The following is a 24,879-nucleotide window of genomic DNA, read 5'->3' on the forward strand; positions in this document are numbered from 1 at the left end:
CACGGGTCGATGGAAACCGTGTCCCAGCCGTTTGACGGCTCTTCACAATGCAGGGTGTAGGTGGGGTTTGAATCCTCCGGTTTCGAGGAGGCTTCTGGCTATGTAGTGGGTCAGGTTCCTAAATCCCAAGGCGATCCCGCGGAGGTGTTCGAGGCGTCCGTTGATCGCTTCGGTTGGGCCGTTGCTGGTGCCTGGGCGGTCGAAGAAGGCGAGCACGTCGGCCGCCCGTCGGTGGAGGGTCCGGCCCAGGCTGACGAGCTCGACGAGGTCTCTCGGGACGCCGGTGCTGACCGAGTCGATCACGCCTTGAAGGAGGAACCGTCCAAGTTGCTTGTCGGGATTCCGGTAAGCCACGACGAGTCGTTGGTAGATACTCCATGTCGCGTAGACCTCGGTGTGCTGTTCGTCGGCGAACAGTGCCTCCAGTCGGGCGACTTGCTTGTCGGTGAGTAGATCGACGCCGGTGAGCAGGGTGCGGCGGGCGCGGTAGAGCGGGTCACCGGCGCGGCCAGCCCCGATGCCCGCAGGTGTCTTGCTGGACGCGCTGGCGGCAGCGGGTGAGCGCTTCGCCGGCGAGCCGGACGACGTGGAACGGGTCCATCACCGTGGTGGCGTTGCCGAGTTCCTCGACCGCCGCGGTCTTGTAGCCGGTGAATCCGTCCATCGCGACGACCTCGATCCCCTTGCGCCAGGCTCGGGGGCGGGCGGCGAGCCACGTCTTGAACACCTGTTTCGAGCGTCCCTCGACCATGTCCAACAAGCGCGCCGGACCGGTGCCGTCCCTGGTGGGGGTGAGGTCGATGATCACGGTGACGTATTTCTCACCACGGCGGGTATGGCGCCAGCAATGCTCGTCGACCCCGATCACCTTGACCCCGTCGAACCGGGCCAGGTCGCTGATGAGGACGCGCTGTCCTTCTGCCAGCACGGCGTCGTTGGCGGTGTTCCACGCGACGTCGAGACCGGCGGCGATCCTGGACATGCTCAGGTGTTGGACCACAAGTCCTTCCAGTCCCCAACGCAGCGCCGCGCGCGACAGCTTCGAACGCGGCTCGGCTGCGGCACTGGTGTCTTGACGCCACACCCGCCCGCACTCGATGCACCGATAGCGCCGGAGCCGCACGTGCAGCACGGTAGGGCGCCACCCCAGCGGGACATGCGACAAGAGTCGCACCACCGAGCCCCGGATGAGGCCCTGGCCGCCGCAGTCTCGGCACCAGTCGTCGGCGTCGACCGGGCGGCAGGCCAGGATCGCACGGTCGGGTTCGATGCGCTGGCCGGTGACTTCCAACCCGAGGCCGTCGAGACGGCAGAAACTAGTCAGATCAGGGCACGTGAAGGTAGCGTCGGACACGTCGAGGTCTTCCAGATGGGGAGCGTGAGAACTTCCATCTTCGGAGGGCCTCGACCCCTTCAGCCAGCCGCCACGCCGCAACCCCGAACAGCGCTACCTACACCCTCGATTGTGAAGAGCCCCCAAAGGGGGTCCCTTCGGGACCCCAATATTGGGAAGTCCAGTACGACATGACCTCGACAGCCGGCAAGGCCATCAAGTACGAGGTCGACGGCGAGGTCATGATGAACGATGACGAGATCCACGCAACCTGGGGTGCGAACTGCACCGAAGCCACCATCGTCGGAACGGACTCTCTCGCGTATCCGAAACTCGAACCGAAGATCTGCTGGTCAGACAACGGCACCATTCAATCAAGAAAGATCCTCATGACAACGGGCCAAGCCTCGACCATCTCCCTTGTCGCGCAAGCCAACGGCACAGCAATCAGTTTGGACAAGATCCGCTTCATCTACGTGCCGCCAAGCCCGTAAGACACACCGATCCTACGTGCAGAGCCCCGTCACGCCCGAAGGCTTGACGGGGCTCTACCGCATCCGGACAGTCCACGATCCACTCACGAGTCGATGGGAGCGGTGCGCCTACCCCCTGGCCAAAAGTTAATGCCTGCAATGTAGCAGGCACCCGGGAGCAGCCTGTCCGCGGCGGGATCTGCTGTGAATCATGGACTGTAGCAGGTGCACATTTATAGCCTGACAAGCGCTTTTACCGCTTGTTGACAGAACCAGCAGGACCTGCGATGCAGAGACACCGCATCACAGGAGGCCCCAATGTCCACCCTCTCCCCCACCGCCCATCGCTGGAGCACCTACGGTGAGACGGCAGGCTTCCCCGGGGCTCTGCTAGTTGCCACGTGGGCCATGACACAACTCCCCGAAGGGCCGCTGGATTCGGTCGCCACGGTTGCTCCCACGAGGTTCATCGTCAGGTCGCTGCGGCCCTGGCGCTGGGTCCGCAGCGAAGGGGCCGACGACTCTGTCAGCAGGGCGGCGCCCGCCACCGTCGAGGCGCTCCAGCCGAGGCCGAGCAGGATCAGCGAGGCGCCGACCAGCAGCACCGACGACTGCCCGACCACGGCGAGCGCGAGCGACGCCACGAGAATCGCCTGGCCGAGCAGCACCGTCTGCACCCGGCCGAGCCGGTCCGAAAGCGCCCCGAACACCGGGGAGAGGGCGTACATGCCCGAGATGTGCAGGCTGATGGTCAGCCCCACCACCTTCAGCTCGGCGCCGTGGTGCATCAGGTGCACGGGTGTCATCGCCATCACCGAGACCATCACGGCGTGCGTCGCGGCGATCGCCAGCACCGCGAACCGGGCCCGGACGGGTCGGTCCTCGGCCGGTCGGACGCCGGGGGCCGACGGCTTGGTGGCGGTGAGGTGCTGGGCGAGCAGCAACGGATCGGGGCGCAGCCAGATCAGGTACATCGCCATGCCTGCCAGCTGGGCCACGACGGTGAACAGATAGGGCCCCGTCAGGCTCGGCATGCCGACCAGCCTGCCGAGCGCCTCGCCGGGGCCGACCAGATTGGGCCGAGCACCGCGCCGATCGTGGTCGCCCAACCACGAGCGACAGGTCGCGTCCGCGGGTGTCGTCCGTTGCGAGGTCGGCGGCGGCGAACCGCGACTGGAGGTTGGCCGCCTGCCCGGCGCCGATCAGCACGAACGCCGTCAGGAGCAGCGCGAAGATGTCGAAGTGACGGGCCGCGACCACCAGCGCGACCCCGACCAGCGCGATCAGCATGCCGGTGGCGAGGGCGGGCCGTCGTCCGCATGCCTGGGCGAGCCGGGCAAGCGGCACCGCGAAGGCCGCCGCGCCCAACGTCACGGCCGCCGTGGCGAGGCCGGTGAGGTCGTCGCGGCCGGAGACCTCGCCCGCGAGCACCGCTCCGAGTGAGATCGTCGCGCCGAACGCGATGCCGCCGAGGATCTGGCCGAGCGAGAGGATCAGCAGCGTGCGACGGCGGATCCCTGCGAGCCGCGCGGGTCGGTCTCGGCCGGGCTCATGCCTCGGTCGGCTCGGGCGCGGGCTCGGGGTCGTCCCCGTGCCGCGGGCCTTCGGCCAGCACCTTCGCGGGGCCGACTGTCATCGCGGCGATACCGGTCGTGATCGGCACCGAGAGGATCAGGCCGATCGCCGAGGCGAAGGTGCGCACCCCCTCACCGGCGAACATCTCCATGGTGAAGAGGGACGACGGTTCACGGGAGATGAAGTACAGCATCAGCAGCACGGTGAGTGCCGAGCCTGCGTAGGCGAAGACGATGGTGTAGATGGTCGACGCGATGTGGTCGCGCCCGATCCGCATCCCGGCGGCGAAGACCTTCATCCTCGTCCACTGGGGTGCCGCCGCCCTCAGCTCCCAGACGGCGGAGGCCTGTGTGATGGTGACGTCGTTGAGCACGCCGAGGCCGCCGATGATGATGCCGACCATCAGCAGATCCTGGAAGTTGATCGCGGGGGCGAGTTGGGCGAGGTCGTACTCGTTCTCGTCGGCGAACCCGGACAGCCTCGCCGCCTGGACGGCGACCGCGCCGAGCGCGGTGGTCACCGCGAGCCCGAGCAGCGTCCCGGCTAGCGCAGCCGAGGTGCGGATCGACACCCCGTGCGCGACGTAGAGGACGATGAACATGATCGCCGTCGACCCGGCAAGCGCCACCGCCATGCCAGGCTTGCCCGCGATGATCGCCGGCAGCATGAAGCCGAGCAGGATCCAGGCCGCGACGCCGAGGCCGACCAGCGCCATCAGCCCACGCAGCCGCGCGACGGCGAGCACCGCGACGACGAAGAGCACGGCGAGCGTGATCAGCACGGGCAGCCGGTTGACGCCGTTGAACGAGTAGTGGATGCCGTCTCCGGTGTCGACGCGCACCACCTCGATGTCGTCGCCGACGCGCAGGCCGCTGTGCACGTTGGCGCCGGTGAGTTCCATGGTCGCCTGCTGCCCCTCGTCGAGGCCGGAGGTGACGTCGAAGGTGACGGTGATGCAGGCGGCCTTGCCCGACGGCGTCTCGATGGTCGACTCGCACCCGTCCACGAGAGTCGCGATCGTCGCGTCCTCGTAGGTGACCCCGGGGGCCTCGGTGATCTTGGTCAGGGCGCCGTCCATCTCGGCGGCCGAGGGCCACAGCCAGATCAGGCCCGCGACGGCGAGCACGCCGAACAGCGCGAGCAGCCCGAGCAGGTAGGTGCGGGCGCGCTGCCCGATCTCGACCACCCCGTGGCTGCCGTGCGAATGTCCGTGACCCATGAGGTCAACCTACCGCCGACACCCGCCGATCCCCGCCTCGGCGCCACGCATCGTCAATTGGGTACTACATCGCGTAGGGGTAGAGTCGAACCCGACATGACTACGACGACGACTCCCCGCAAGGACACGCGCCGCAAGCCGGACCCGAAGTGCCCACTCCGCCCGGGTGAGCCGTGCACGCTGTGCCAGGCGAGCGTCACCGGGCCGCAGGACTGCGGTCTTGTCTACCTGATCATGGACGACCCGGAGGCCCGCGAGGCCTGGGCGGCGTCCCGGCGTCGCTGAGCCCTTCCCGCTCCCGGTATCCTCCACCCATGGACGACGCGCCAACCTGTTACCGCCACCCGAACCAGCCGACCCGGATCACGTGCCAACGCTGCGACCGTCCGATCTGCCCGCAGTGCATGGTGCCCGGCTCCGTCGGTTTCCAGTGCCCGGAGTGCGTCAGCCGGGGCATGAAGGAGACGCGGCAGCGTGAACTCCCGTACGGCGGCACCCGCACCGCCAACCCGCGCACGACGTCGATCGTGCTGATCGCGATCAACCTGATCGTGTGGGTCGCCGTACTGCTGACCGGCGGGCATAACAGCCGCCTCGTCGACTACCTCGCGATGTCCCCCTACGCGTCCTGCCAGGGGCCTGACGGGTACTACATGCTCGACCGGGCCCAGTGCATGAGCGCCAACTTCCAGTGGGCCGACGGCGTAGGCACCGGATCCTTCTGGCAGGTGATCACGTCCGGGTTCACCCACATCGACGTGTTGCACCTGCTGTTCAACATGCTGGTGATCTGGATGCTGGGCGGCAATCTCGAGGCGATCCTCGGCCGCGCCCGGTTCCTGGCGATCTACTTCACGGCCATGATCGGCGGCTCCGCTGCCGTCATGTGGCTGAGCGACAGTTACGTCCCCGTCGTCGGTGCCTCCGGCGCGATCTACGGCCTGCTCGGCGCGCTGCTCCTGCTCGCCATCCGGCACAAGGGAGACGTGCGCAACATCCTGATCTGGCTTGCGATCAACGTCGTGTTCTCGTTCTCTGTCGCCAACATCTCCTGGCAGGGCCACCTCGGCGGGTTCGTCGCGGGCGCCGCGGCGACCGCGGTGATCGTCTTCCTCCCGAAGGACAGGCGCAACCTGCAGTGGCCGCTTGTCGCCCTGATCGCGCTGCTGGGCATCGCAGCGATCGTGGTGCGGGCGTTGACCTTCTGACCTCACCCCTTCTGGAGGACGTGGCGCAGCCCGTCGGTCAGCGTCGTCTGCCCGAACCGGAATTCGGAGCCGATCAGCTTCGCGGCGCTGACCCTCTGGTCGGTGTCGATCAGCTGGTCGTAGCCCTCCGAGCCGAGCAGCAGCTTCGGTCCGAAGGACGGCGTTGGCAGCACCGCCGGACGGTGCAGCACCGAGCCGAGCGTGGAGGCGAACTCCCCCTGCGTTACGGGGTTGGGAGCGACGGCGGGGATCGGGCCACCCAGGGCCGGTCTGAAGGCGGTGTGGACGTAGGCGCGCACAAGGTCGTCGAGGGTGATCCAGCTCAGCCACTTGTCGGCCGAGGTCATCCGACCGCCAGCGCCGACGAGGTACAGCGGTAGTTGCGGCAGGAGCGCCCCGCCGCCTGCGCTCAACACGATCCCTGTGCGCAGGAACGCCGTCCTCGCTCCCACGCGGTTGGCAGGGGCGGCGGCGCGCTCCCATGCCTCGACCACGTCGGCCAGGAAACCCGTGCCGCGGGTGGAGGCCTCATCGAGGAGTTCGCCGGGACGGCGGGCGCCGTAGTAGCCGACGGCCGAGGCTTGGACGAGCGTCGCGTCCGGCGCATGCCGGGCGATGCCCTCGGCGAGGGTGGTGGTGGCGTCGACCCGTGAGCTGAGGATCTCGGCCTTGCGGGCTTCGGTGAACCGCCCGCCGATCGTCTCGCCTGACAGGTTGACCACGACGGAGGCGTGGTCGAAAGCGCGGGAGGGCACGTGCAGCGACCGCGGGTCCCAGCGGAGCTCGTCTTGACCGTGTGGCTCAGACCTGACCAGCCGCACCACCCGGTGTCCGGCCGTGGTGAACAGGGCGGCGAGCTGTCGGCCGATCATCCCTGAGGCCCCGGCCATCAGCACGGTCGTGGGGGCGGCGTCGAGCCGGTGCAGCAGCTCGAGATCGTCGCGCAGCTGCTGCTCGCGGAAACGGAACAGTGCCCGAAGCTTCGACTCGACCAGGCGGGTCGGCACGGCGCGCGGGAGGTTCCAGGTCACGGTGTCGGTGAGCACCGTCGAGCCGTCCGGACCGTCGGCGAAGTGGTGCTCGTGGCGCCAGGAGAGGAACGGCCCGGAGACCTGTTCGTCGACGAACTCGACCCCAGGGATCAGCGCGACGTGGCGGACCCGCCACGCGACGCCGAGCGGCTTTCCTCCCGGGCCGGGAAGGAGGCCGGCGACGATGGGGGAGGAGATGCGCAACTCGAGCTCGGAGCCGGGATTGATGCCGTCGGTCGGGCCGCTCACGATCGTCGCCATCCCGGGAGGGGTCAGGCGGACGAAGCCGCCCGGTCGCGTGTGCCAGTCGAAGACGACCTCGCGCGGAAGTGGGTAGGTGGACGTGTGGGTGAACCTTGGCATCCTTGCTCCTCCGGCCGGTCTGTCGAGCGTAGCGCGCGGCAAGGAGGGCAGGTGGGCAACTGCGGGCGCAGATTCTTTCTGCACGAGGGCTCGACCCTTCGACGGTGCTCTGACCAGCGGGGACGGGAAACTACACCCGTCGAACTCTCAACCAGCGACTGAGAGATCTTCAGGAGATGTTAGGAATGTCCTCAGGATTCGTTTACCTTTGCATGGCCAGGCTGGCAAAACGCTCGAGGGGAAGACGAACGTGAAGAAGGCTCTTGGCGCGGTGTTCGCCGCGCTCCTGATCGGCGCAGTCAACGTCGTCGGTTCGCCCACCGCTGACGCGGCCGAGTTGCCCGACTTTCCGATGGCGCTGCCCGTCGGATGGGGCCTGACGGTCCAGGCCGGCGGCACCCACACCTTCAGCTCGGGCGTGCGCAGCTCGGTCGATCTCGGCGCCTCGGGCGGAGTCTCGGTCCCGGTCGTCGCGGCCGCCGACGGTGTGGTGAGCGAGGTCAAGGCCGGCTGCCAGGTCATCGTGACCCACGACGACGGCTGGCAGACGAAGTACTTCCACCTGAAGAACGTGGCCGCCGTCAAGGTCGGCCAGAAGATCAGCGCAGGCACCAAGCTCGGCATGACCGGCATGCCCGGATCCGAGACCTGCGGCCGCGGCAGCTTCCGCCACGTCCACTTCACCCTCCTGAAGAGCGGCAAGGAGATGCCCATCGACGGGCTCTCCCTCGGCGGCTACACCATCCACAGCACCGGCGGCTCCTACTGCGGCTACTGGACCCGCGACTCCGACGGCGCCGTCGTGGCCGACGCCCGACGCTCCTGCTACGCGGTGCCGAAGGTGACCAACACCCTGCTCCATCCCGCCGACCTCTCGGCCGCCGGAGCAGGCAACACCGAGGTCTCCCGCGACGAGCAGCGCCCCGAGATCTCCGCGACCGACACGATCGACGCCGCCGCCCTCTACGTCACCGAGGGCCAGCATTCCGTCGGTGGCCGCGCCTGGCGGACCACGTGCGAGCCCTACTCCGCGACCAAGCGGTGCCGCACCGAGATCTGGGCGACGACCGTCAAGACCGATGGCGGCAGCCATGAGCGCTCCGAGGGATGGGTCTTCAACAACCTGACCTACGTCGAGTCCCCGCGCGAGATGTGGAAGGGCAACCCGCTCGGCGCCACCGGCGAGTGGACGGCCGAGGACGGCCGCAAGTGGCGCACCGAGTGCGACACCGCCGCCACCGGGAGCAACGGCTGCCGCAGCTACACCTGGGCCACCTCCATCAGCGCGAAGGCACGCCCGAGCGGCGGCTATGACTTCGTCACCACGAACGACTGGATGTTCAACAACATCGTCCGCTTCACGAAGTAGTACCCGACCCGGAGTCAACCCTGGGACCTGCTGGACCCGCCTGCCCTGAACACCCGAGCGGCTACATTTGAAGCCATGAATTGGGCCCAGCCAGGACAGGGGGCCTCCTCCGGCCAAGGCGCACCGCCCGACGGCTGGTCGAATCCCCCCACCCGCTATGACGAGCGGCAGGTCAGCGACGGCTTCGGCGGCGGAGGCCAGATCGAGATCGTCACCCCGAACAAGCCGCCGATGCTGTGGCTCGGGATCGGCCTCGTGCTGATCGTCGCCGCCTTCATCGTCGCGCTGATCGGCCAGACCGCGACGACCGGGCTGATCGGCTGGGTGCTCGCCGGCCCCCTCGCGATCGGGGCGATGGCCATGTTCGTCACCGCGGACGCAAAGCGCCGCGAGTCGGGCTGGTACGCGCCATCCGACCTCGCCGAATGGGGCCGCCGGATCCTGATCATCGCCGCGCTGGTCGCCGTCGCACTGTGCGCCTGGTTCATCGCGAACGACGTCGCCCGCGGGATGTGGCGATGAGGGGCTGGAAGGCGGCGCTCGGTGCCGCCGTCGCGGGCGTGGTCGCCGGGCTCTCCGGCTTCATCGCACCCACCGCAGAGGCCCAGGACCCCGACCTCGCCCCGGTCGAGCGCTTCGCCTCGTGCGTCAACGGTGGCGGCCAGGGCAACGTCCTGATGCTCTTCGACACCTCCGGCTCGCTCTACAACACCGATCGCGACGGCGGACGGGTCAAGGCCGCGAAGGCCACCGTCGACCGGCTCGCCGAGTCGCTGACCGCCGTCCAGGGGGCCCAGGTCGACCTGGCGGTCGCAGGCTTCGGCACCAGCTACTCCCGCACCCTCGACTGGACCCCGCTCAACCCGGAGACGACGGGAACGATCAACGCCGACCTCGCCCGGTACGCGTCGAAGATCGACGGCGTCGACACCGACTACTGGTCGGCCATGGACGGCGCCCGCAAGGAGTTCTCCTCCCGCAACCAGGAGCAGACCACCCCCTGCAACCTGCTGATGTGGTTCTCCGACGGCGAGTTCGCCCTCAACCAGAGGGCCAACGACGCCGAGGTGCAGAAGTGGGGCGGCCTGAAGCCGTGGGTGCCAGAGAATCAGTTGCGCACCGAGGCCGACGTCACCGCCGCCGTGGAGGCGGGCCGTAACGACCTGTGCCGCCCCGGCGGGCTCGCCGATCAGCTGCGCTCGCTCGACATCATCACCATCGGCATCGGGCTCGCGGTCGATGCGCCGCCGGAGAGCTTCGACCTGATGAAGGGCGTCAGCACCGGAGAGGGAACCGCCTGCGGCGAGCTCACCGAGCCGAAGCCCGGCGAGTTCATCATGGCCACCGACGTCGACGACCTGATCTACAACTTCGTCACCGCGCTCGAACCGGACGGCAACGGCGACGAGACCCCGACCTGCGTGGACGCCGAGTGCCCCGAGGGCACCCGCACCTTCGTGCTTGACGGCTCGATCGGCGCGGTCAACGCCACCGCGAAGGCGCCCCTCGACGGCACCCGGATCTACCTGAAGACCCGCACCGGCGAGAGCATCGAGCTGACCCAGGGCAACGGCGACCAGGACCTGGGCGGCTCCAAGCTGACCTGGGAGTGGGTGACCCCGCGGGTGCTCACCTTCGACCTGACCCGCGAGAGCCAGGAGAACTGGGCAGGCCCGTGGGGCATCGTGTTCGTGGCCGAGGAGCAGAGCGAGGAGCTCGCCAAGTCGTCGATCACCCTCAAGGGCGACATCTCCCCGACGCTGGTCAACCGCGACGAACTCGACCTGCGCGTCGGCGAGGATCCGGTCGACCTGCGGCTCGGCGCCGTCGACCGCAACGGCGAACGGATCGACCCCGAGACCCTCTCCCCGGAGACCACCCTCTCGGTGAAGCTGATCAGCGGGGGAGAGACGACCGATCTCGCCTCGGGCCTCGCGAAGGCCGACATCGAGCAGCCGGTGCAGCTCGACCTCGACGGGATCAACCCTGGCATCGCCGAACTGGTGCTGACCCTCGACGTCACCACCCAGTCGTGGCAGCAGGGCACCGAGACGATTCCCGGCACCCGGCTCGAGCCGCGGCACGCGTCGATCCCGCTGACCATCGCCCCGCCTGCCGACTTCCCGTCGATCCCCGACCGGATCAGCTTCGGCCACACCGAGAAGGAGGACCCGGTCACCGTCAAGGTCCCCCTCGACGGTGAGGGCTGCGCCTGGCTCGCAGGAGAGACGCGCTTCACCGGCTACCCCGACGGCCTCGACGGCGCGACGCTCACCTCGCCTGCCACCGGCCAGGACAACTGCGCCTCCGGAGATCTAGAGCTGACTCTCGACCCCGGCGGCCTGGGCAACGGGTCCTTCACCGGCACCACCCAGGTGATGCTCGCGGCGAAGGATTCCACCGCCGAACCGGTCGCCGCCGAGTTGGCCTTCGATCTCTCCCAGTCGCGCCCGGCCTCGCAGCCCATCCTGTGGACCACCCTGATCGGGGTCACGCTGCTCGGCATCGCGATCCCCGTCGGCATCCTCTACCTGGTCAAGTTCCTGACCGCGAAGATCCCCGGCAACGCGGTGCTCGCGGGTAGCACCTCCGGCCCCGTCGACGACGCCCACTCCTTCACCGACAACGGTGTGCCGTTGAGCGTGGCGAACCTCCAGGTGGCCCACCTCACCACCAACCGCCGCGAGGTCAACGTGGCGGGTAAGACGTTGAAGGCGAAGATGGGCGCCGCCATCACCGAGCCGGGCTACGTCGTGGTCGAGACGCCCGGCGCATCGGCTGGGGGCAAGACGTCGCTGCAGTCGGTCGGAGGAAACGCGAAGCTTCCGCTCGCGGTCCAGGGCAACTGGATGGTCGCGCTCGACCCGCAGCGTCCGGTCAGCGGACCCGTCGAGGTGACGGTGTTCACCGCCCCAGGCGCCCCCGGCTTCGCGGAACTGCTGGAAGACGTCCGCGCCAATCTCCGCACCGCGGTCGCAAAGCTGCGCGAGGGCATGCCGCCCGAGAGCTCGGGCCCAGGCAACGACCCCTGGTCGACACCGCAGGCCTCGGGTGCGTCGGCGCCGGATCCGTGGGCCAACCCCGGCGGAAACCGACAGGCACCGCCCGCGAGGCCCGCCAACCCGCAGCAGCCCCCGTCGGGCCCTCCGTCGGGACAGTTCCAGAACCCACCCCAGAACGACCCGTGGGCCAACCCACCAGGAGGACAGCGTCCCTCCAGCGGCCCCAGCTCGTGGTAGCCCACATCAGACAAGGTAACGAGGAGATTTTCAGTGCGTAGGTTCCTGATCGTTGGCTGCGGTGGCTCCGGTGGCCGCACCGTCCGGCTCCTGATCGACCAGCTGCGCGCCGACCTGCGCGCCCGCGGCATCAGCGAGCTGCCCGACGCGTGGCAGTTCGTCCACATCGACGTCCCCGTCGACCCGGACAAGGGCCCCGCCCCGCTCGGCAGCATCCGCGACCTCGGCGGCCAGTACGTGTCGTTCTCCTCGCCGACGAACACCTACCTCGCCACCGCGAACGCCGTGGAGGCGCAGCTCGGTGCGAAGGGCAACAACTTCGCGCCGCTGATGGGCTGGGCCCCGCGTGACAGGGAGACGGCCAACGGCATCCCCGTCAACAACGGCGCAGGCCAGTACCGCGCCGTCGGCCGCATGCTGACGCTGCCGCGGCTCGGCACCCTGCACGAGACGATGGTCACGGCGCAGGCCAGGGCGGTCGCGCCGAACGCCTGGGGCGCGATCCCGCGCAAGGAGCAGACCAGCAACGTCATCATCCCGATCGTGCTCGGCTCGATGGCGGGCGGCTCCGGCGCCTCGATGTTCCTCGACGTGTGCCGCGTGCTCGGTTCGCTGCCCGGCGTGAAGCCGCAGAACATCGGCGCGTTCCTGTTCACCGCGGACGTGTTCGCCGAGCTGCCCTCTGGCCTGCGCGCCAACGTGGAGGGCAACGCCATGGGCGCCCTCCCGGAGATTCTCGGCGCGATCACCCGGCTCTCCGAGCCGTTCGACCGCGAGACCTACCAGCGCCTCGGCATCCCGTTCACCTCCGGAAACCCTCCGTTCGGCCGGGTGTTCCCGATCGGGCGACGCATCGGCGGCGACGGCGCCTACTTCGGTGACGGCTCGGCCGACGGCGTCTACCGCGGCATCGCCCGCGCCCTCGCGGGAACCATGCTGTCCGAGGCCGCCACGAGCCAGTACGTCGACTTCATGCTCGGCAACCCGCAGCCGCTCGACTCGATGACCCAGAAGTTCGGCTGGCGCGCCGACCGTCGCGCCCTCCCCTTCGGGTCGCTCGGTTTCGCGAGTCTCTCGCTCGGCCGCGACCGCTACCTCGACTACGCGGCCCAGCGGCTGTCGCGCAACGCCTCCGACCACCTCGTCGAGGGGCACCTCAACTCGTCGAGCCAGCTTCCTGGCAACGACCAGCTGCGCATGCTGATGGACAACCAGTGGGGCGCCTCCCTCAACGCGATGGGGCTTCCCCAGCCGGGCCAGCAGGTGCCCGACTGGTTCCAGTCGGTCGCCTTCCCGCGCCCGCACTGGGAGGCGGCGGCCCGCGAGGCGGCCGCCCCGGCGACGGCCATGATGGGCAACTCCGGTTCGGCCCCTGCGGCGCAGTGGGTCTCCACCGTCGCCTCCTCGGTCGGCGCGCTGCGCGACCAGGCCCGCTACCAGCTGCAGCACTCGGCCTACGCCTGGGGCGAGCAGTGGGCCTACCAGCTCGAGGCGGCGACCAAGCACGAGTTCCTCCGCGTCACCTCCGAGTTCGGCCTCCCCTACGCACGCGAGCTGATGAGCCGGGTGCGGATGCACGCCGACCAGATCATCGGGCAGCTCGCCCAGGCAGGCCAGACGGCCGACGGTGCCGACCCGGTCACGCTCGACGCGTCGGTCGGCCAGCAGGCGCAGGCGCTCGGTAAGAAGACCATCGACATCACGCACCCGCTCGGGCAGTTGACCGCCCACGCGCTGCAGTCGTCGATGGAGAACGTGCTGCGCCGCGAGGGCGCCCGGGTCGCCGCGGGCGTGCTGCGCGCCTACGCCACCGACGTGCTCAGCGGCTTGGAGAAGGCCGCCAACGATGCGCTGCGCACGCTTGAGGTCGAGCGGGCGAAGGATTCCGGCGGCGCGGGCCTCGCCCAGCTCAACTCGGCCATCTACGCCGACTGGCCGGACGAGACCGACCGTGTCCCGCTGCGCTTCAACCACGCCGAGAACGAGATCCTGCTGACCACGGCCGACGACTTCCCGGCGCAGTTCCGCAGCGACGTCGTCGCCTCCGCGGGCGGCGGGGTCGACTATGGCCAGGGGCTCGGGAAACTCCGCGCCGAGGCCGTGTCGGGGCACTGGGCGACGACCGGCTCGAAGGTCTCCCAGGACGTGCTGCAGCAGGTCAGCCACTGGCGCCCGGGCGTCCTGCCGAACCGGGCCAACGACGGAACGCCGACGCCCGAGGCCAAGCCCGTCTACTCGCTGCTGATGAACTCGACCGACCTGCTCGCCCGCTCGACGCTGCGGCTCGCCGCCGTCGGTGACGTGTTCGCCACCTTCGCGGGCGCCTCCATCTCCGACTACCTCGACGACCCGTCGGTGACGGCGATCGACCGGTCGCAGCGTCACGAGGGCTTCGCCGCGAAGCTGCTCGAGACCATGGAGAAGGCGCGCCCCGTTGTCGGCGTCGACATCCCGATGGCCAAGCGGCTGCACAACACCGACATCCGCTACGTGTACTCCTTCTCGGAGATCCCGCTGGAGGCGACCCACCCGGTCGCCGAGCAGGTCGCAACCCAACTCGGCGCGAAGCCGGAGCTGGAGGTGACGTCCGTCGAGAACTTCAAGCGGGCCCTCACCGGCGCGCTGTCGACGGCGGGGAAGGTCAACGTGTTCGGCTCGTACCAGAAGGTCTCGCCGATGTGTTACACCTCGCTGCTCGAGCCGATCAACGCCCGCTGGGCGATGTCGCCGGTCAGCGCGCAGCGCGACCTGTGGCAGTGGAAGCGCACCCGCCCGCTCTACGCGGCGCTCGCCATGTCGCCGGACGAGGCTCAGACGATCGTCGCGGGCTGGTACCTCGGCCGCCTGATCGGCCTCGTGCGCCAGGACGCCTACGGCATCGCCGAGGTCCGCACCCCGCGCGGCTGGGTCCGCTTCGGCGAGCTGCTCAGCTCTGAGGAGACCTCGATCCGCACCCCGCACGACGTCCTCGCGGGCGTGTTGATGAGCCACACCCGTGCCTTCGTCGCCTGCGTCGGCGACCCCGACCTGACCCCGCTCGCGCCGTACGAGGCGTTGCGTCAGCTGGTCGACGGTGCCGACTCCAACGAGCAGTCGAAGCCGGACGAGACGATCAACGGCACGCAGCTGCTGCGCGCCGCGTTCTACGACCGGCCGCTCACCGTCGGGGGAGTCACCCTCGAGGGCGACGGCTCCTCGCAGGTGCTGACCTCCGTCGCGGCGGGGGCGACCCCGGCCGAGACCGCGGCGGCACGGGTCGAGGCCACGCTGGCCTGGATCGAGGGGCTCAAGGCGATGCTCGCGGGCGAGTGGGGCGCCCGCGACGCCAGCGGGCGTGCGGACGAGGCGGCGATCCGCTCTCTGCACCTCAAGCTCGACGTCGACGGGATGCGCCGGATGTCGCTGTTCTCCGAGCTGGCGCCGATCGCGCTGCCTGCCCTCGACCGCCTCGCCCAGCTGGTGAAGGCGGCCGGTGTCGACGATCAGGGAGCCAAGCATGACGTGGTCTGGGTCTGACGTCGTCGTGATCGCGGCGCGACGGCCGGTCGCCGTCGCGTTGCAGGCGGTGCTGCACGACTGGATGGTGCAGGGGCTCGTCAACCCGTGCCGCATCGTCGACCTCGACTCGATGGTCGACGGGCAGCCCGCGATCCCGTCGACCGTGCTGGAGGCGGGTGCCGCCCGCACCGCGGCGCTGCAGCAGGACCTTGCGCACACCCGGGTCGGGATCATCCGGCTCGCCATCGTGGGCGTGGTCGACGAGGAGGAGACGGCGGTCAACCCGCGCCAGGCGGCGGCCGTGCTCGAGGCGATCAGGCAGACCGTTCCGAGCGCTCCCATCGTCCAGCTGAACGTGTCGGCGGGCAGCCCCGGGGCCGACTGGTCGACGAGGGCGCTGACGATCTTCGGTTGGCACAACCTGGCCGTCTCGCCAGAGGAGTCGGTCGCCCCGTCACAGGGCTCCGCCCCGCTCACCCGATCGCTGGACGATCCGCGCTGGCTGCTGCTGCTCACCGGCACCCTCTGCTCGCTGACGGGGCTGTGGCCCGGCCAGGAGCACGCCCCGTTCGACGACCGGCAGGCGCCGAGCGGCGGCCTCATCGTCCCGGTGCGCGCGTTCAGCCGGTCGCTGTCCTCCGGCTCGGTGCAGGACGCGCTCGCGCAGCGCCTCGTCTCCGTGCACGACCGCTATCCGACGCCCCGCGTCGACGCGAGTTACGCCCTCTCGATCGACGACGAGGCGTCCGCCGCCGTGAACATGGCCGAGCAGCTGCTCACCAAGCACGTCGACGTGATGCCCCGGGTCAGGCATCGCACCCCTCCGCCGGCCCCGCAGAAGGTGGGGGCTCTGGAGGCCATCAAGCAGTTCGTGTCCTTCGCGGGCAAGGCGCTGGCCAGCGCTCCGAGGAACGCGATCGACGCGCTCAACCGCTCCGTCTCCCAGGCCACGGCCAACGCCGTCCAGAACGCCGTCTTCGGCGGCGCCGACTCGGGCTTCGCCGTCGTCGTGCGCGGCGTGCGTGCCGACGGGTCGTCTGCCACGTGGGCGGAGTACGAGCAGTACCTCGACTCGGTCATCCGGCGCGCGGCGCAGGGCGGCGAGCTGCCCCCGGTCGCGCAGAAGCCGCAGCTGTGGCTGGACTTCATCGACGGCGGGATGACGCTGCTCGATGCGGGAAGCCGCTCCGCCGAGCTGCCGCCGCGCACGCTAGGCTCGCAGCGTGCCGTCATCACGACCACCGACCGTGTCTCCGCCGACCCGGCCGACACCTTCACCCTGCCGCCGAGCCTCGCCGCGTTCCTGCCGAACTGGCGGATCGAGGCCGGTGACGACATCGCCGTCGGGCGTCTCTTCGAGCGGCTCGACCATCTCGCGCAGAGCCAGCCGCACCTCGGCCAGGCCGTCAGTGCCGAACGCAACCGGCTCAGGGAGTGGGCCAACCGGGTCCGCGGCTCCTATGCGGGCCACATCGGTCGCCGGCTCGGCGATGCGCACCGCGCGACCATCGCCGAGGTGCAGGAGCTGACCGACCTCGCCGAACGCCTCTCGGCCGCCCCGCCCGCCCCGGACTCGATCCAGGAGGAGCAGGACGAGCTGGTCAGCCACGTGCGCGTGATGTCGGCCGTCTCGGTCTCCCTGATCGCCATCTTCATCGCGCTGACGGCCCTGTCGGTGCTCGGCTGGCCCTGGCTCGTGGTCGCCATCGTGGCCATCATCGGCGCCTGGGCAGGCGTCGGCTCGTGGCTGCACGTGAAGTCCTCGGCGAAGGTCTACGCCTATCTGAACAAGGTGCGCGCCTCGACCACCGAGCTCGACGACGCCACCCGGCACCGGATCGAGGCCCTGGAGGACCTGCGCCGGATCAGCCGCGCCTACCGCCAGTACCTCGACTGGTCGCGTGCTTTCGGTGCCTTCATCCACGCCCCGCTCGGACATGCCAGCGCCTCCGCGGAGCGCCAGCTCCACGTCGGCCAGGGCATGCCGCTGAACCTCGCGATCGGCGTCGCCGTTCCCGATGAGGAGGCCGTCGAGGACGTGGCCAACCGGTGGCGGGGCGAGCTGTTCCGCGTCGGCTGGCTCTCCGACGCCTGGCGCTCCTTCGTCACGGACCTGCCCGCCAGCCTCGGCAACCTGCGCCACCACCTGCAGCAGGACCCGAACCTGCTCGGCAACGACCCGGCCATCGACGGCGTGCCCGTCCTGACCCGCTGGTCGACGGCCCTGGCCGAGTCCGTCGACACGCGCCAGCTGCCGCAGGCCACGGGCAACCGGATCATCGAGCTGACCCGTACCGACGCGGAGGCCCGCGACCGGCTGCTCAGCCGGGTGCTCGTCCGCGACGGCAGGGGAACCCCAAGGGAGGTGTCGCGCACCGACTTCATCGAAGGCCTCGACCGCTCCGAGGTGCTCGGCTCCTTCCAGCCCGGGCTGTTCAACGCTGCCGGCGCCGTCGTCGACATCCGCCAGGTGCGCCACACCCTCTCGCAGGAGGACGCCACCGGCCTGGATGTCGCGCTCGTCGTTGTCCAACTCGGCGGTGCCTACGACCCGGCGAACCTCGCGGGCACGCAGCGCCCGCCCGAGGAACCGCAGTCGCTCCAGTCGTCGTCCGACACGTTCATCTAGGAGATCGCAATGTCTGAATGGCTGAACGCTGAGCTGTTCACCGCGGTGGTGATCTTCTACCTGATCAACGCCGTGCCTTCCGCGATGTTCGGCATCGCGCTCGCCCGTCGCGCCGGCCGACCCTGGTGGCACGGGGTGCTGCCCGCGTTCCTGCTGCCCTGGCTCGGCCTGCTGTTCCTCAGCGGCCAGCCCGCGGGTGAGCCGTACGTGACGGGCCCGGCCCGCTACTCGATGATCATGCTGTTCGTGGCAGGCCTCATGGTGGTGATCTCCATCTGGCAGCCGTGGGTCAGCGGCGACGGGCAGCTCGTGGGGGAGCCCGGCCGCTTCGAGTACTCGCCCAACCAGGTGATCTTCGTGGCGATCCTGGTCTGGCTGCTCGCCCTCTGTCTCCTGCTCGCCTCCGTCGGCCTGCTGTTCCGCGGCGGGTTGACCGTCGCCCTGTTGACGGCGATCATCGTCTCGACCATCGGGGGCCTGCTCGCCGCCACCTGGTACCTGTTCGGCCTTGCAGGCATCTTCCTGTCCGAGGCCCGGTTCGACGGCGCCCGCACCCAGCTCGACATCGAGGTCGGAAAGGGGGCCCTGATCGCCCTCGTGGCCCTCGTCGCGGCCTATGTCGCGATCCTGGTCGTGCCGTTCGGGGTGAAGGTCCGCGAGTCCCGGCCGGTGCTGCAGCAGCCCATGCCGCAACCCCAGTGGAACGGCCCGCAGCCACCGCAGCAGCAGTGGGGCGGGGCGCCCGTGCAGCCGAGGCCGCAGCGTCCGCAGGGACCGGGGGCGACCTGGTGAGCAGCGGAACCGAACGCTCAAGGGCCCTGATCGACGCGGCGCGCGCCCGCGGAGGGGAGGCGCTGTCCCAGCGCGACCTCGAGCTGTGGGGTCACCTGGACATCCGGCTCAAGGGCGTCGCCGAGCACATCCTGTGGGAGAACCGCACGGCCCTGCTCGCGGCGTTCGACGACCTGGTCACCGTCCTCGACGACACCCCTGCACCCGCCGCAAGGGCGGCGGAGCCGCGGCCCGCGCCGGAGCCCGCGCTCGACCAGCGGCCCGAGGCCCGCTTCCGGCGACTCATGCAGTGGCGGGAGGGGCACGACGACAAGGCTGCCCGCGAGATCAGCGACCAGGACCTTGCGCGCCTTGCCTCCAGCGGAGCCACCACCTCTGTGGAGGTCGAGCAGGCGGCCGCCAGGCTGAGCTCACACCCCGTCGTCGCACGGCACGCCAAGGCGATCTCGGTGGTGCTCGGAGGAAGGGCCGCCGAGGCTCCGGCCGCCGAGCCGGCCCCGGCCCCCGCCCCCGTGCAGGTGGCCGCTCCCGAGCCCGAGCCAGTCGACCCGTTCGCCCCCTTCGCCTGGGAACGCGTGTCCCAGTTCGCGCCCTTCTCCTGGAGCGAGGGAGGTGCCGAGGCCCACGGGCACCTGTCGGCCGAATACGACGACGGAACCGTCCGCCTCGCCTGGACCCCCGCCCCGACCGCGGCGCCGGTCACGCTGTACCGGATCGTCGAGTCGACCTCGAACTGGCCGAGCGGCGCGCCGGAGCTCGGCGGCCTCGTCGGGGTCACCCGCTCCACCTCCGGATCGGTGCCCATGCGCGGCAGCGGCCCCGTCACCTACCTCGCCGTCTGGGCCAACCAGGGCGACTCGATCCTGGACGCCAGCCACCGGCAGCCGGTGCTGGTCGGCGTCGGGCAGATCGTCTGGCCGCCCCGCGACCTCAGCGCCCAGGTGACAGCCAACCGCACCGTCGCCGCGCTGCTGACCGCCCCCGAGGGCAGCCGGGTCGAGGTGCAGCGCTTCCTCAAGGGCGCCACCGTCAGCTACGACATCAACCGCGAACTCGACAAGGAACTGGTCAGCTCGACCGGCTTCCGTGACCTCACCCCGCCGATGGGCGAGGACATCGTCTACGCGGCCTTCTGCGTCGCCGAGCTCGCCGACGGTTCCTCGATGGTGTCGACGCCCGCGACCGTCGAGGCGCGGGTCACGCCCGAGGTGCAGCAGATCCAGGTCCAGGTGCAGCGCTCGACCACGACGCCGGGCGCCTACGACATCTCCTGGCTGCGGCCGAGCCACGGCCGGGTGCTGCTGTTCGCCACGCCCGAGCGGCCGCCGGTCGGGCTGGAGAACGAGCCAAGGACCGCAGAGATCATCGAGGGCCAGGGCCTCACCCCGCAGTACCGGATCAACTATCCGCCGACCGACCTCGGCGGGCTGATGACGATCCGCGACTACGCGGTCGACGAGAGTTGGGTGCGCGCCCACTTCGTCGCAGTGCACTGGGTCTCCGACGAGTCGGTCTGGGTGGGGCCCGCGGTGTCGATGGTCACCCCGAAGGCGCCCGACTACGCGCAGATCGTGGAGCGGGTCGACGCGCAGGTGATCACCTTCGCGTGGCCCGAGGGGGTCACCGTCGTGCAGGCCTACCAGGGCCCGCGTGGCCAGAGCGTCGAGCCGGAGGGTTCCGAGCCGATCGCCCAGCTCACCCGCGACGACTACGTCCGGATGGGTGGCATGCGGATCACCCGCACCCTCCCGTCCAACGGCTGCGCGATCCACCTCTACGGCGTCGTCTACCTCGACGGCAGGCCGATGTACTCCGAGCCCGCCCCGCTCGACTATCCGGGCATGACGCGGCTCAAGTACCAGGTCGTCGGCTACGGCCCCGACGGCGCCCCTGCGCAGGGGGCGCGCCCCGCGTCGTACCGGATCTACGCGGAGGTCGACGACGACCTGCACGAGACGCCGCTCGCGGTGGTCGGGCAGCTCGGGCGGATCCCGCTCCACCCGCAGGACGGCCGGATGCTGAGCCAGCCGACGGTGTCGCTGCGGGCGGGCATCTCGACCTACGTCGCCGAGCTTCCCGCCGGGCAGACGCTGGCGTTCATCCGCTTGTTCGTGAACCTGCCCCCGGCCGAGACCGGCGCCGTCGCCGTCCTCGACCCGGCCGTCTACACGTTGGAGGTGGCCGTCTGATGCAGCAGCTCATCTACGGCAGTGCAGACCAGATCTCGGGCAGGCAGGTCGGCGGGTGGGGCGTGCTCCACGGGACGCCCGATCTGACCGCGGAGACCCAGCGGAGGCTGCTCGCGCTGACCAGCGTCGCCCTCCCCTCTACGCTGCCCCAGTTCCCCTCCGCGGAGCAGCTGGCGCAGCGGACGGTGCGATTCCGCCTCGACCCTTCGGAGGCCGAGTACGCGGCCTGCCGCAGCGTCGAGGCGGGCACCGACCACACCGGTCGACCTGGCAACGTCGTGTCGCACTGCGCGTTGATCCCGGCAGATGACCGCCTCCGCCCCGTCGACTGGTTCTTCTCACCCGGCTGGGCGATGCCGTACGGCCCGCGGCAGATCGCCGAGACCCGGCTCCCCGCCGAGCTGCCCGCCCCGTCCGGTTGGGCGGAGACGGCGGCCTGGCTGCGAGCCGACCCGGCCCGCACCGCGCGGATCCGGTGGATCGTCGACGTGGCGGCCACCGTCCTGCTCGACGCGCAGCGGCTGGTGCTGAAGTCGCCGACGGCCGAGGAGGCCGCACGGTGGGCCTCGGTGCTGAGCTGGCTCGTCGACGCCCAGGTGGCCGACCTGATCCGGATCCGGATCGGCGAGGACTCGCGCTCGACGGTCGAGCAGCTCGCCGTCGCCCCCGTGATCGTCGGCGTCACCGTCGACCTCGATCCGGCGACGCTGCGCGGGCTTCCCGTGATCGACACGTCCTGGCAGCTCGACGCCGAGGAGGCCATGAGCACCGGCCGCTGGCACCTGCCAACCGGTCAGAGCTTCAAGGCCTCGACCTTCACCGGGCTGGCCGGCGACCTCGTCTATGCGGACCCCGACGTCGCGCAGGCGGTGTTCACGAAGCGTGACGAGCTGATCGCCCGGTTCGTCCGGGAGGGCAACACGCTGGAGGTGGCGCACGAGACCCTCTTCCTGCAGGCCGCCTGGCTGACCACCCCAGGAGCGCAGGAGTTGGCTCGGGTCGAGCCGATCCGGCAGTTGCTCGCCGGCCTCGACGACGGCGTGCGTCGCTGGGACGAGTTCGCGGGGCTCGCGTCCGAGGTGGGCGAGCCCGTCCCGTCGGAGACCCCGGCCGATCAGGTCGACGTCTATTCGATGCCGACCCAGCCGATCGACCCGTGGCAGGTCGACGACGAACCCACCGGCATCGAGGCCGCGCTGATCGGTGCGGCCCGGCTCGGGGCCGCGGGCGTGGACGTCGAGGCGCTGATCGCCGAGGGTCGGATCGCGGACCGGATCGACGATCATCCCGAGGAGCTGCGCGCGTCGCTGCGGGACGTGGCCGCCGCGCTCCACCCGCTCGAAGACACCCTGCACGGAGAGGACCGCTGATGGCCGGAATCGTCCAACTCGCCCCCGGAGGCACGGCGAAGGCCCCCGCCGGGGCCGTGTCGATCAAGCTGAGCACCACTGCGCCCGCCCAGATCGTGCTGACCCGCGGCAACGGGGGGAGCGTCGAGCCGCAGTTCCGCGTCTCGGCCAACGAGGTCGTCGTCGTGCCAGGGGAGGAGCTGCTGATTGCGGCCAGGTCCTCGCTCGGCCAGCCCTTCGCCTCGGGCACCCGGATCGGCGTGTCCTTCCGCAGCCCAGGCGGCGCAGGAAGCGAGATCGTCCGGCCTGCGGCCGAGGTGGGCGGTCACCACTGCGTCTCGCTCGTGCGGCTCGCGGCCGACGGAACGCTCACCGACGTCATGGCAGACGGTCGCCGCGGAGACGACGGGGCCTGGTCGCGCGAGTGGCTGCGACCCGGCGCGTACGCGTTCCACGTCAACCATCAGGAGTCGAGCAACGCCGACACCCAGTGGGCGGTCGTGCTCGACGCGTCCGCCTCGATCATGGTCGAGGACCGACGCGAGCGCCTCGGGGCCTTCGTCGAGACCCTGATCGGGATCGCCGCGACCGGCCTCGGGAACCTGCCCGGCGCCGTCCTGCTCGCCACCGACCCCACCCGCGACAGCGTCGACGCGCTCGACGCGGACCGGATCGACTGGGACGCGGCGCTCGGGCACGATCCTGCGCCTTGGCCGCGCGTGACGCGTGCCGTCCGGGAGGCCGCACAGGGAGGCCGAAGCGTCGCCCTGCTGCTCGACGGCGTGCCCGTCGACTACCGGGAGCTCACGGCCTTCGCCGAGGAGTCGCGAACCCAGCTACTTGTGGTCGCCGTCGGGCGTTCCAGGCACGGGCTGCGCCCGGAGGATCGGCCCGCCCAGTTCTGGGACGAGGAGCTCGCGGCGCTCGACGAGCTGGCAGCCCTCGACACCGTCCGGCTCGTGTCGACGACGGACCTGGCCGGTGCGGTGGCCGACGCGGCCGGCCTGGCCGACGCGCTCTTCCCGAAGGTGGCCTCATGACGGTGTGCCCGCGCTGTTACGCGCACGTCGGGGTGAGCGGGGCGTGCGCCCAGTGCGGGTTCGACGTGCCCATCGAGTGGCTGACCTCGACGCAGCTCGGCATCGCCATCACCGGCGCCCGCACCGCGGGCAAGTCGGTGCTGATCGGCGTGATGATGGACCAGTTCGAGTACTTCCTCGGCCAGCAGCACCAGAGCTTCCTCACCCCGCTCGGCGACACGAAGGAACGCTTCGACCACAAGTACCGCGAGCCGCTGTACGAGCAGCGAAACCTGCTCAAGCCCACCCCTCCCGCCGAGCAGGAGGAGCTGGAGCCGCTGCTGTGGAGCTTCGAGTACGGCGGACAGCGGGTGTGCCTTTCGATCATGGACGCGGCCGGGGAGGACTTCGAGTCGCTCGCGCCGACCGACTCCCGGTTCCGCTATCTCGGCTTCGCCGACCTGATCGTCGCCCTCGTCGACCCGCTGAAGGTGCCTGGAGTCAGCGCCGTGCTCGAGGGCGTCGTCACCGTCCCCCGCGGCTCGGGTCACGACCTCGAGGTGATGCGCGCGGTCCTCGCGGCCCGCGCCGCGCACCGTCAGCAGGGCGGGCCCGACCAGGTGCTCGGCATCGTGTTGTCCAAGTTCGACGTGCTGCAGCGGATGCGCGAGCTGTCGGCCACCCCGTGGCAGTCGATCTTCAACCGGCCTGGCTCGACGCTGCAGCGCGACCCGTCGATGGTCAGCGCCTTCGACAACCGCGACGACGCCGACCTGCTGCAGCACGAGCTGCACGGCCTGCTCGGCCAGCTCGGGGCGTCGATGCTGCTCGCCGCGGCCTCCGACGCTCAGATCCCGTACCGCCTGTTCGCCACCTCGGCGCTCGGCTCCGAGCCGAACGCCTCGACGATCGGCCGCGGGGGGATCGTGCCGTTCCGTGTGCTTGATGTGCTGCAGGCGGGCCTGACCAAGAAGATCGGGGGCAACTGATGCCGAAGCGACTGCTGCAGGGCGCGGCCGTCAACCTCGTCGACGGCAACGAGGAGCCGGTGCGCCGGGTCCTGTTCGGGGCGACCTGGTCGAGCGTCGGCGTCGACGTCGACATGTGTGCGCTGCTGCTGACCCGCAGCGGGGCCGGTTACCGGGTGCCCTCCGAGCAGGACTTCCTCTACCGCAACCGGCGCACGACGCCGGACCGCAGTGCCTTCCTCACCTACCTGACGCCCGGGCAGTCGATCGGCCCCGACCGGGCGCAGATCATGCTCGACTTCGGCTCGATGAACCCTGAGGTGAGCCGGGTCGTGATCGCCATGTCGGCCCTGCGCCAGGGAGGGCTGCTGCGGGAGATGGGTACGTTGCGGACGCGGGCGATGGATCTGGCCACCGGCGAGACCATGTACGTCTACCAGCACGGCAACGCGGCAGCCCTCGACACGCAGTGCATCACGCTGTGGACGCTCGACCGCACGGGCAACCGCTGGCAGGCCCGCGTCTCGGCCACCCCCTATCCCGGCGGTCCGCCTGCGCTCGTGCGCGACTACGGGGCAAAGGCCTCGTAGCCCGCCGGTCGCGGCGTCGGGATCCACGGTACCGC

17 protein-coding genes and 2 pseudogenes are annotated in these 24,879 nt (G+C 70.3%); 14 read left to right on the top strand and 5 right to left on the bottom strand.

Annotated elements, in window-relative coordinates:
- Nucleotides 1-42 precede the first annotated feature (42 nt).
- A pseudogene (locus BW733_RS08395) lies at nucleotides 43-1,354 on the bottom strand (ISL3 family transposase).
- A 170-nt stretch (nucleotides 1,355-1,524) separates the two neighbouring features.
- On the opposite strand from BW733_RS08395, the gene BW733_RS08400 reads away from it, so the two are divergent.
- Nucleotides 1,525-1,827 carry a hypothetical protein gene (locus BW733_RS08400; protein WP_077349616.1) on the top strand — a complete coding sequence of 101 codons (303 nt, stop codon included), beginning with the start codon at nucleotides 1,525-1,527 and terminating at the stop codon, nucleotides 1,825-1,827.
- Nucleotides 1,828-2,162: 335 nt separating this feature from the next.
- On the opposite strand, the gene BW733_RS19710 is transcribed toward BW733_RS08400, so the two are convergent.
- The 3 genes and pseudogenes from BW733_RS19710 to BW733_RS08410 all read right to left on the bottom strand — a co-directional run bounded on the left by BW733_RS19710 (nucleotide 2,163) and on the right by BW733_RS08410 (nucleotide 4,600).
- The gene (locus BW733_RS19710) at nucleotides 2,163-2,840 is read right to left on the bottom strand and encodes an MFS transporter (protein ID WP_202970320.1); all 678 of its coding nucleotides are present in this window, start codon (nucleotides 2,838-2,840) and stop codon (nucleotides 2,163-2,165) included.
- A 136-nt stretch (nucleotides 2,841-2,976) separates the two neighbouring features.
- Nucleotides 2,977-3,237: pseudogene (locus BW733_RS20100) on the bottom strand (MFS transporter); the annotation flags it as partial.
- A gap of 118 nt (nucleotides 3,238-3,355) precedes the next feature.
- Entirely contained in the window at nucleotides 3,356-4,600 is a 1,245-nt protein-coding gene (locus BW733_RS08410) for a YibE/F family protein (protein ID WP_077349618.1), read from the bottom strand.
- A 96-nt stretch (nucleotides 4,601-4,696) separates the two neighbouring features.
- Between BW733_RS08410 and BW733_RS08415 the strand changes: the two genes are divergently transcribed.
- Complete coding sequence (locus tag BW733_RS08415) at nucleotides 4,697-4,885, top strand: DUF6767 domain-containing protein (RefSeq protein ID WP_077349620.1); 189 nt, start codon at nucleotides 4,697-4,699, stop codon at nucleotides 4,883-4,885.
- Between the two features lie 29 nt (nucleotides 4,886-4,914).
- Nucleotides 4,915-5,808, top strand: a complete 894-nt coding sequence (locus BW733_RS08420; RefSeq protein WP_152024631.1) for a rhomboid family intramembrane serine protease — start codon at nucleotides 4,915-4,917, stop codon at nucleotides 5,806-5,808.
- A gap of 2 nt (nucleotides 5,809-5,810) precedes the next feature.
- Here the strand turns inward: BW733_RS08420 and BW733_RS08425 are convergent, their stop codons facing one another.
- Nucleotides 5,811-7,202 carry a TIGR01777 family oxidoreductase gene (locus tag BW733_RS08425; protein ID WP_077349622.1) on the bottom strand — a complete coding sequence of 464 codons (1,392 nt, stop codon included), beginning with the start codon at nucleotides 7,200-7,202 and terminating at the stop codon, nucleotides 5,811-5,813.
- A 250-nt stretch (nucleotides 7,203-7,452) separates the two neighbouring features.
- Here BW733_RS08425 and BW733_RS08430 point away from each other — a divergent pair, with 250 nt between their 5' ends.
- From BW733_RS08430 to BW733_RS08480, 11 genes are all read left to right on the top strand, one after another.
- Nucleotides 7,453-8,571, top strand: a complete 1,119-nt coding sequence (locus BW733_RS08430) for a M23 family metallopeptidase (protein ID WP_152024632.1) — start codon at nucleotides 7,453-7,455, stop codon at nucleotides 8,569-8,571.
- A gap of 75 nt (nucleotides 8,572-8,646) precedes the next feature.
- Nucleotides 8,647-9,093 carry a hypothetical protein gene (locus BW733_RS08435; RefSeq protein ID WP_077349626.1) on the top strand — a complete coding sequence of 149 codons (447 nt, stop codon included), beginning with the start codon at nucleotides 8,647-8,649 and terminating at the stop codon, nucleotides 9,091-9,093.
- Entirely contained in the window at nucleotides 9,090-11,810 is a 2,721-nt protein-coding gene (locus BW733_RS08440) for a vWA domain-containing protein (RefSeq protein WP_161490185.1), read from the top strand. The genes BW733_RS08435 and BW733_RS08440 overlap by 4 nt, the downstream gene beginning before the upstream one ends.
- Nucleotides 11,811-11,843: 33 nt before the next feature.
- Nucleotides 11,844-15,326, top strand: coding sequence for a tubulin-like doman-containing protein (locus BW733_RS08445; RefSeq protein ID WP_077349630.1), 3,483 nt, complete (start codon nucleotides 11,844-11,846; stop codon nucleotides 15,324-15,326).
- Nucleotides 15,307-17,937 (top strand): hypothetical protein, encoded by a 2,631-nt coding sequence (locus BW733_RS08450; RefSeq protein WP_077349631.1) that lies wholly within the window; start codon nucleotides 15,307-15,309, stop codon nucleotides 17,935-17,937. Before BW733_RS08445 ends, BW733_RS08450 begins: the two co-directional genes overlap by 20 nt.
- Nucleotides 17,938-17,946: 9 nt before the next feature.
- Complete coding sequence (locus BW733_RS08455; protein ID WP_077349633.1) at nucleotides 17,947-18,729, top strand: hypothetical protein; 783 nt, start codon at nucleotides 17,947-17,949, stop codon at nucleotides 18,727-18,729.
- The gene (locus BW733_RS08460; RefSeq protein ID WP_152024634.1) at nucleotides 18,726-20,918 is read left to right on the top strand and encodes a SaeA-related protein; all 2,193 of its coding nucleotides are present in this window, start codon (nucleotides 18,726-18,728) and stop codon (nucleotides 20,916-20,918) included. Before BW733_RS08455 ends, BW733_RS08460 begins: the two co-directional genes overlap by 4 nt.
- Nucleotides 20,918-22,288 (top strand): GAP1-N2 domain-containing protein, encoded by a 1,371-nt coding sequence (locus tag BW733_RS08465; protein ID WP_077349637.1) that lies wholly within the window; start codon nucleotides 20,918-20,920, stop codon nucleotides 22,286-22,288. The genes BW733_RS08460 and BW733_RS08465 overlap by 1 nt, the downstream gene beginning before the upstream one ends.
- Entirely contained in the window at nucleotides 22,288-23,307 is a 1,020-nt protein-coding gene (locus BW733_RS08470; RefSeq protein ID WP_077349639.1) for a hypothetical protein, read from the top strand. The genes BW733_RS08465 and BW733_RS08470 overlap by 1 nt, the downstream gene beginning before the upstream one ends.
- Nucleotides 23,304-24,275 (top strand): TRAFAC clade GTPase domain-containing protein, encoded by a 972-nt coding sequence (locus BW733_RS08475; protein WP_077349641.1) that lies wholly within the window; start codon nucleotides 23,304-23,306, stop codon nucleotides 24,273-24,275. Before BW733_RS08470 ends, BW733_RS08475 begins: the two co-directional genes overlap by 4 nt.
- The gene (locus BW733_RS08480; RefSeq protein ID WP_077349643.1) at nucleotides 24,275-24,844 is read left to right on the top strand and encodes a TerD family protein; all 570 of its coding nucleotides are present in this window, start codon (nucleotides 24,275-24,277) and stop codon (nucleotides 24,842-24,844) included. The genes BW733_RS08475 and BW733_RS08480 overlap by 1 nt, the downstream gene beginning before the upstream one ends.
- Nucleotides 24,845-24,879 lie beyond the last annotated feature (35 nt).

Source organism: Tessaracoccus flavescens (assembly GCF_001998865.1).
Taxonomy (GTDB): Bacteria; Actinomycetota; Actinomycetes; order Propionibacteriales; family Propionibacteriaceae; genus Arachnia; species Arachnia flavescens.

What these genes read in the sequence shown, in the direction of transcription:
- BW733_RS08400 (WP_077349616.1), top strand. Translation starts at nt 1,525, where the DNA reads ATGACCTCGACAGCCGGCAAGGCCATCAAGTACGAGGTCGACGGCGAG.
- BW733_RS19710 (WP_202970320.1), bottom strand. Translation starts at nt 2,840, where the DNA reads ATGCCGAGCCTGACGGGGCCCTATCTGTTCACCGTCGTGGCCCAGCTG.
- BW733_RS08410 (WP_077349618.1), bottom strand. Translation starts at nt 4,600, where the DNA reads ATGGGTCACGGACATTCGCACGGCAGCCACGGGGTGGTCGAGATCGGG.
- BW733_RS08415 (WP_077349620.1), top strand. Translation starts at nt 4,697, where the DNA reads ATGACTACGACGACGACTCCCCGCAAGGACACGCGCCGCAAGCCGGAC.
- BW733_RS08420 (WP_152024631.1), top strand. Translation starts at nt 4,915, where the DNA reads ATGGACGACGCGCCAACCTGTTACCGCCACCCGAACCAGCCGACCCGG.
- BW733_RS08425 (WP_077349622.1), bottom strand. Translation starts at nt 7,202, where the DNA reads ATGCCAAGGTTCACCCACACGTCCACCTACCCACTTCCGCGCGAGGTC.
- BW733_RS08435 (WP_077349626.1), top strand. Translation starts at nt 8,647, where the DNA reads ATGAATTGGGCCCAGCCAGGACAGGGGGCCTCCTCCGGCCAAGGCGCA.
- BW733_RS08440 (WP_161490185.1), top strand. Translation starts at nt 9,090, where the DNA reads ATGAGGGGCTGGAAGGCGGCGCTCGGTGCCGCCGTCGCGGGCGTGGTC.
- BW733_RS08450 (WP_077349631.1), top strand. Translation starts at nt 15,307, where the DNA reads ATGACGTGGTCTGGGTCTGACGTCGTCGTGATCGCGGCGCGACGGCCG.
- BW733_RS08455 (WP_077349633.1), top strand. Translation starts at nt 17,947, where the DNA reads ATGTCTGAATGGCTGAACGCTGAGCTGTTCACCGCGGTGGTGATCTTC.
- BW733_RS08465 (WP_077349637.1), top strand. Translation starts at nt 20,918, where the DNA reads ATGCAGCAGCTCATCTACGGCAGTGCAGACCAGATCTCGGGCAGGCAG.
- BW733_RS08470 (WP_077349639.1), top strand. Translation starts at nt 22,288, where the DNA reads ATGGCCGGAATCGTCCAACTCGCCCCCGGAGGCACGGCGAAGGCCCCC.
- BW733_RS08475 (WP_077349641.1), top strand. Translation starts at nt 23,304, where the DNA reads ATGACGGTGTGCCCGCGCTGTTACGCGCACGTCGGGGTGAGCGGGGCG.
- BW733_RS08480 (WP_077349643.1), top strand. Translation starts at nt 24,275, where the DNA reads ATGCCGAAGCGACTGCTGCAGGGCGCGGCCGTCAACCTCGTCGACGGC.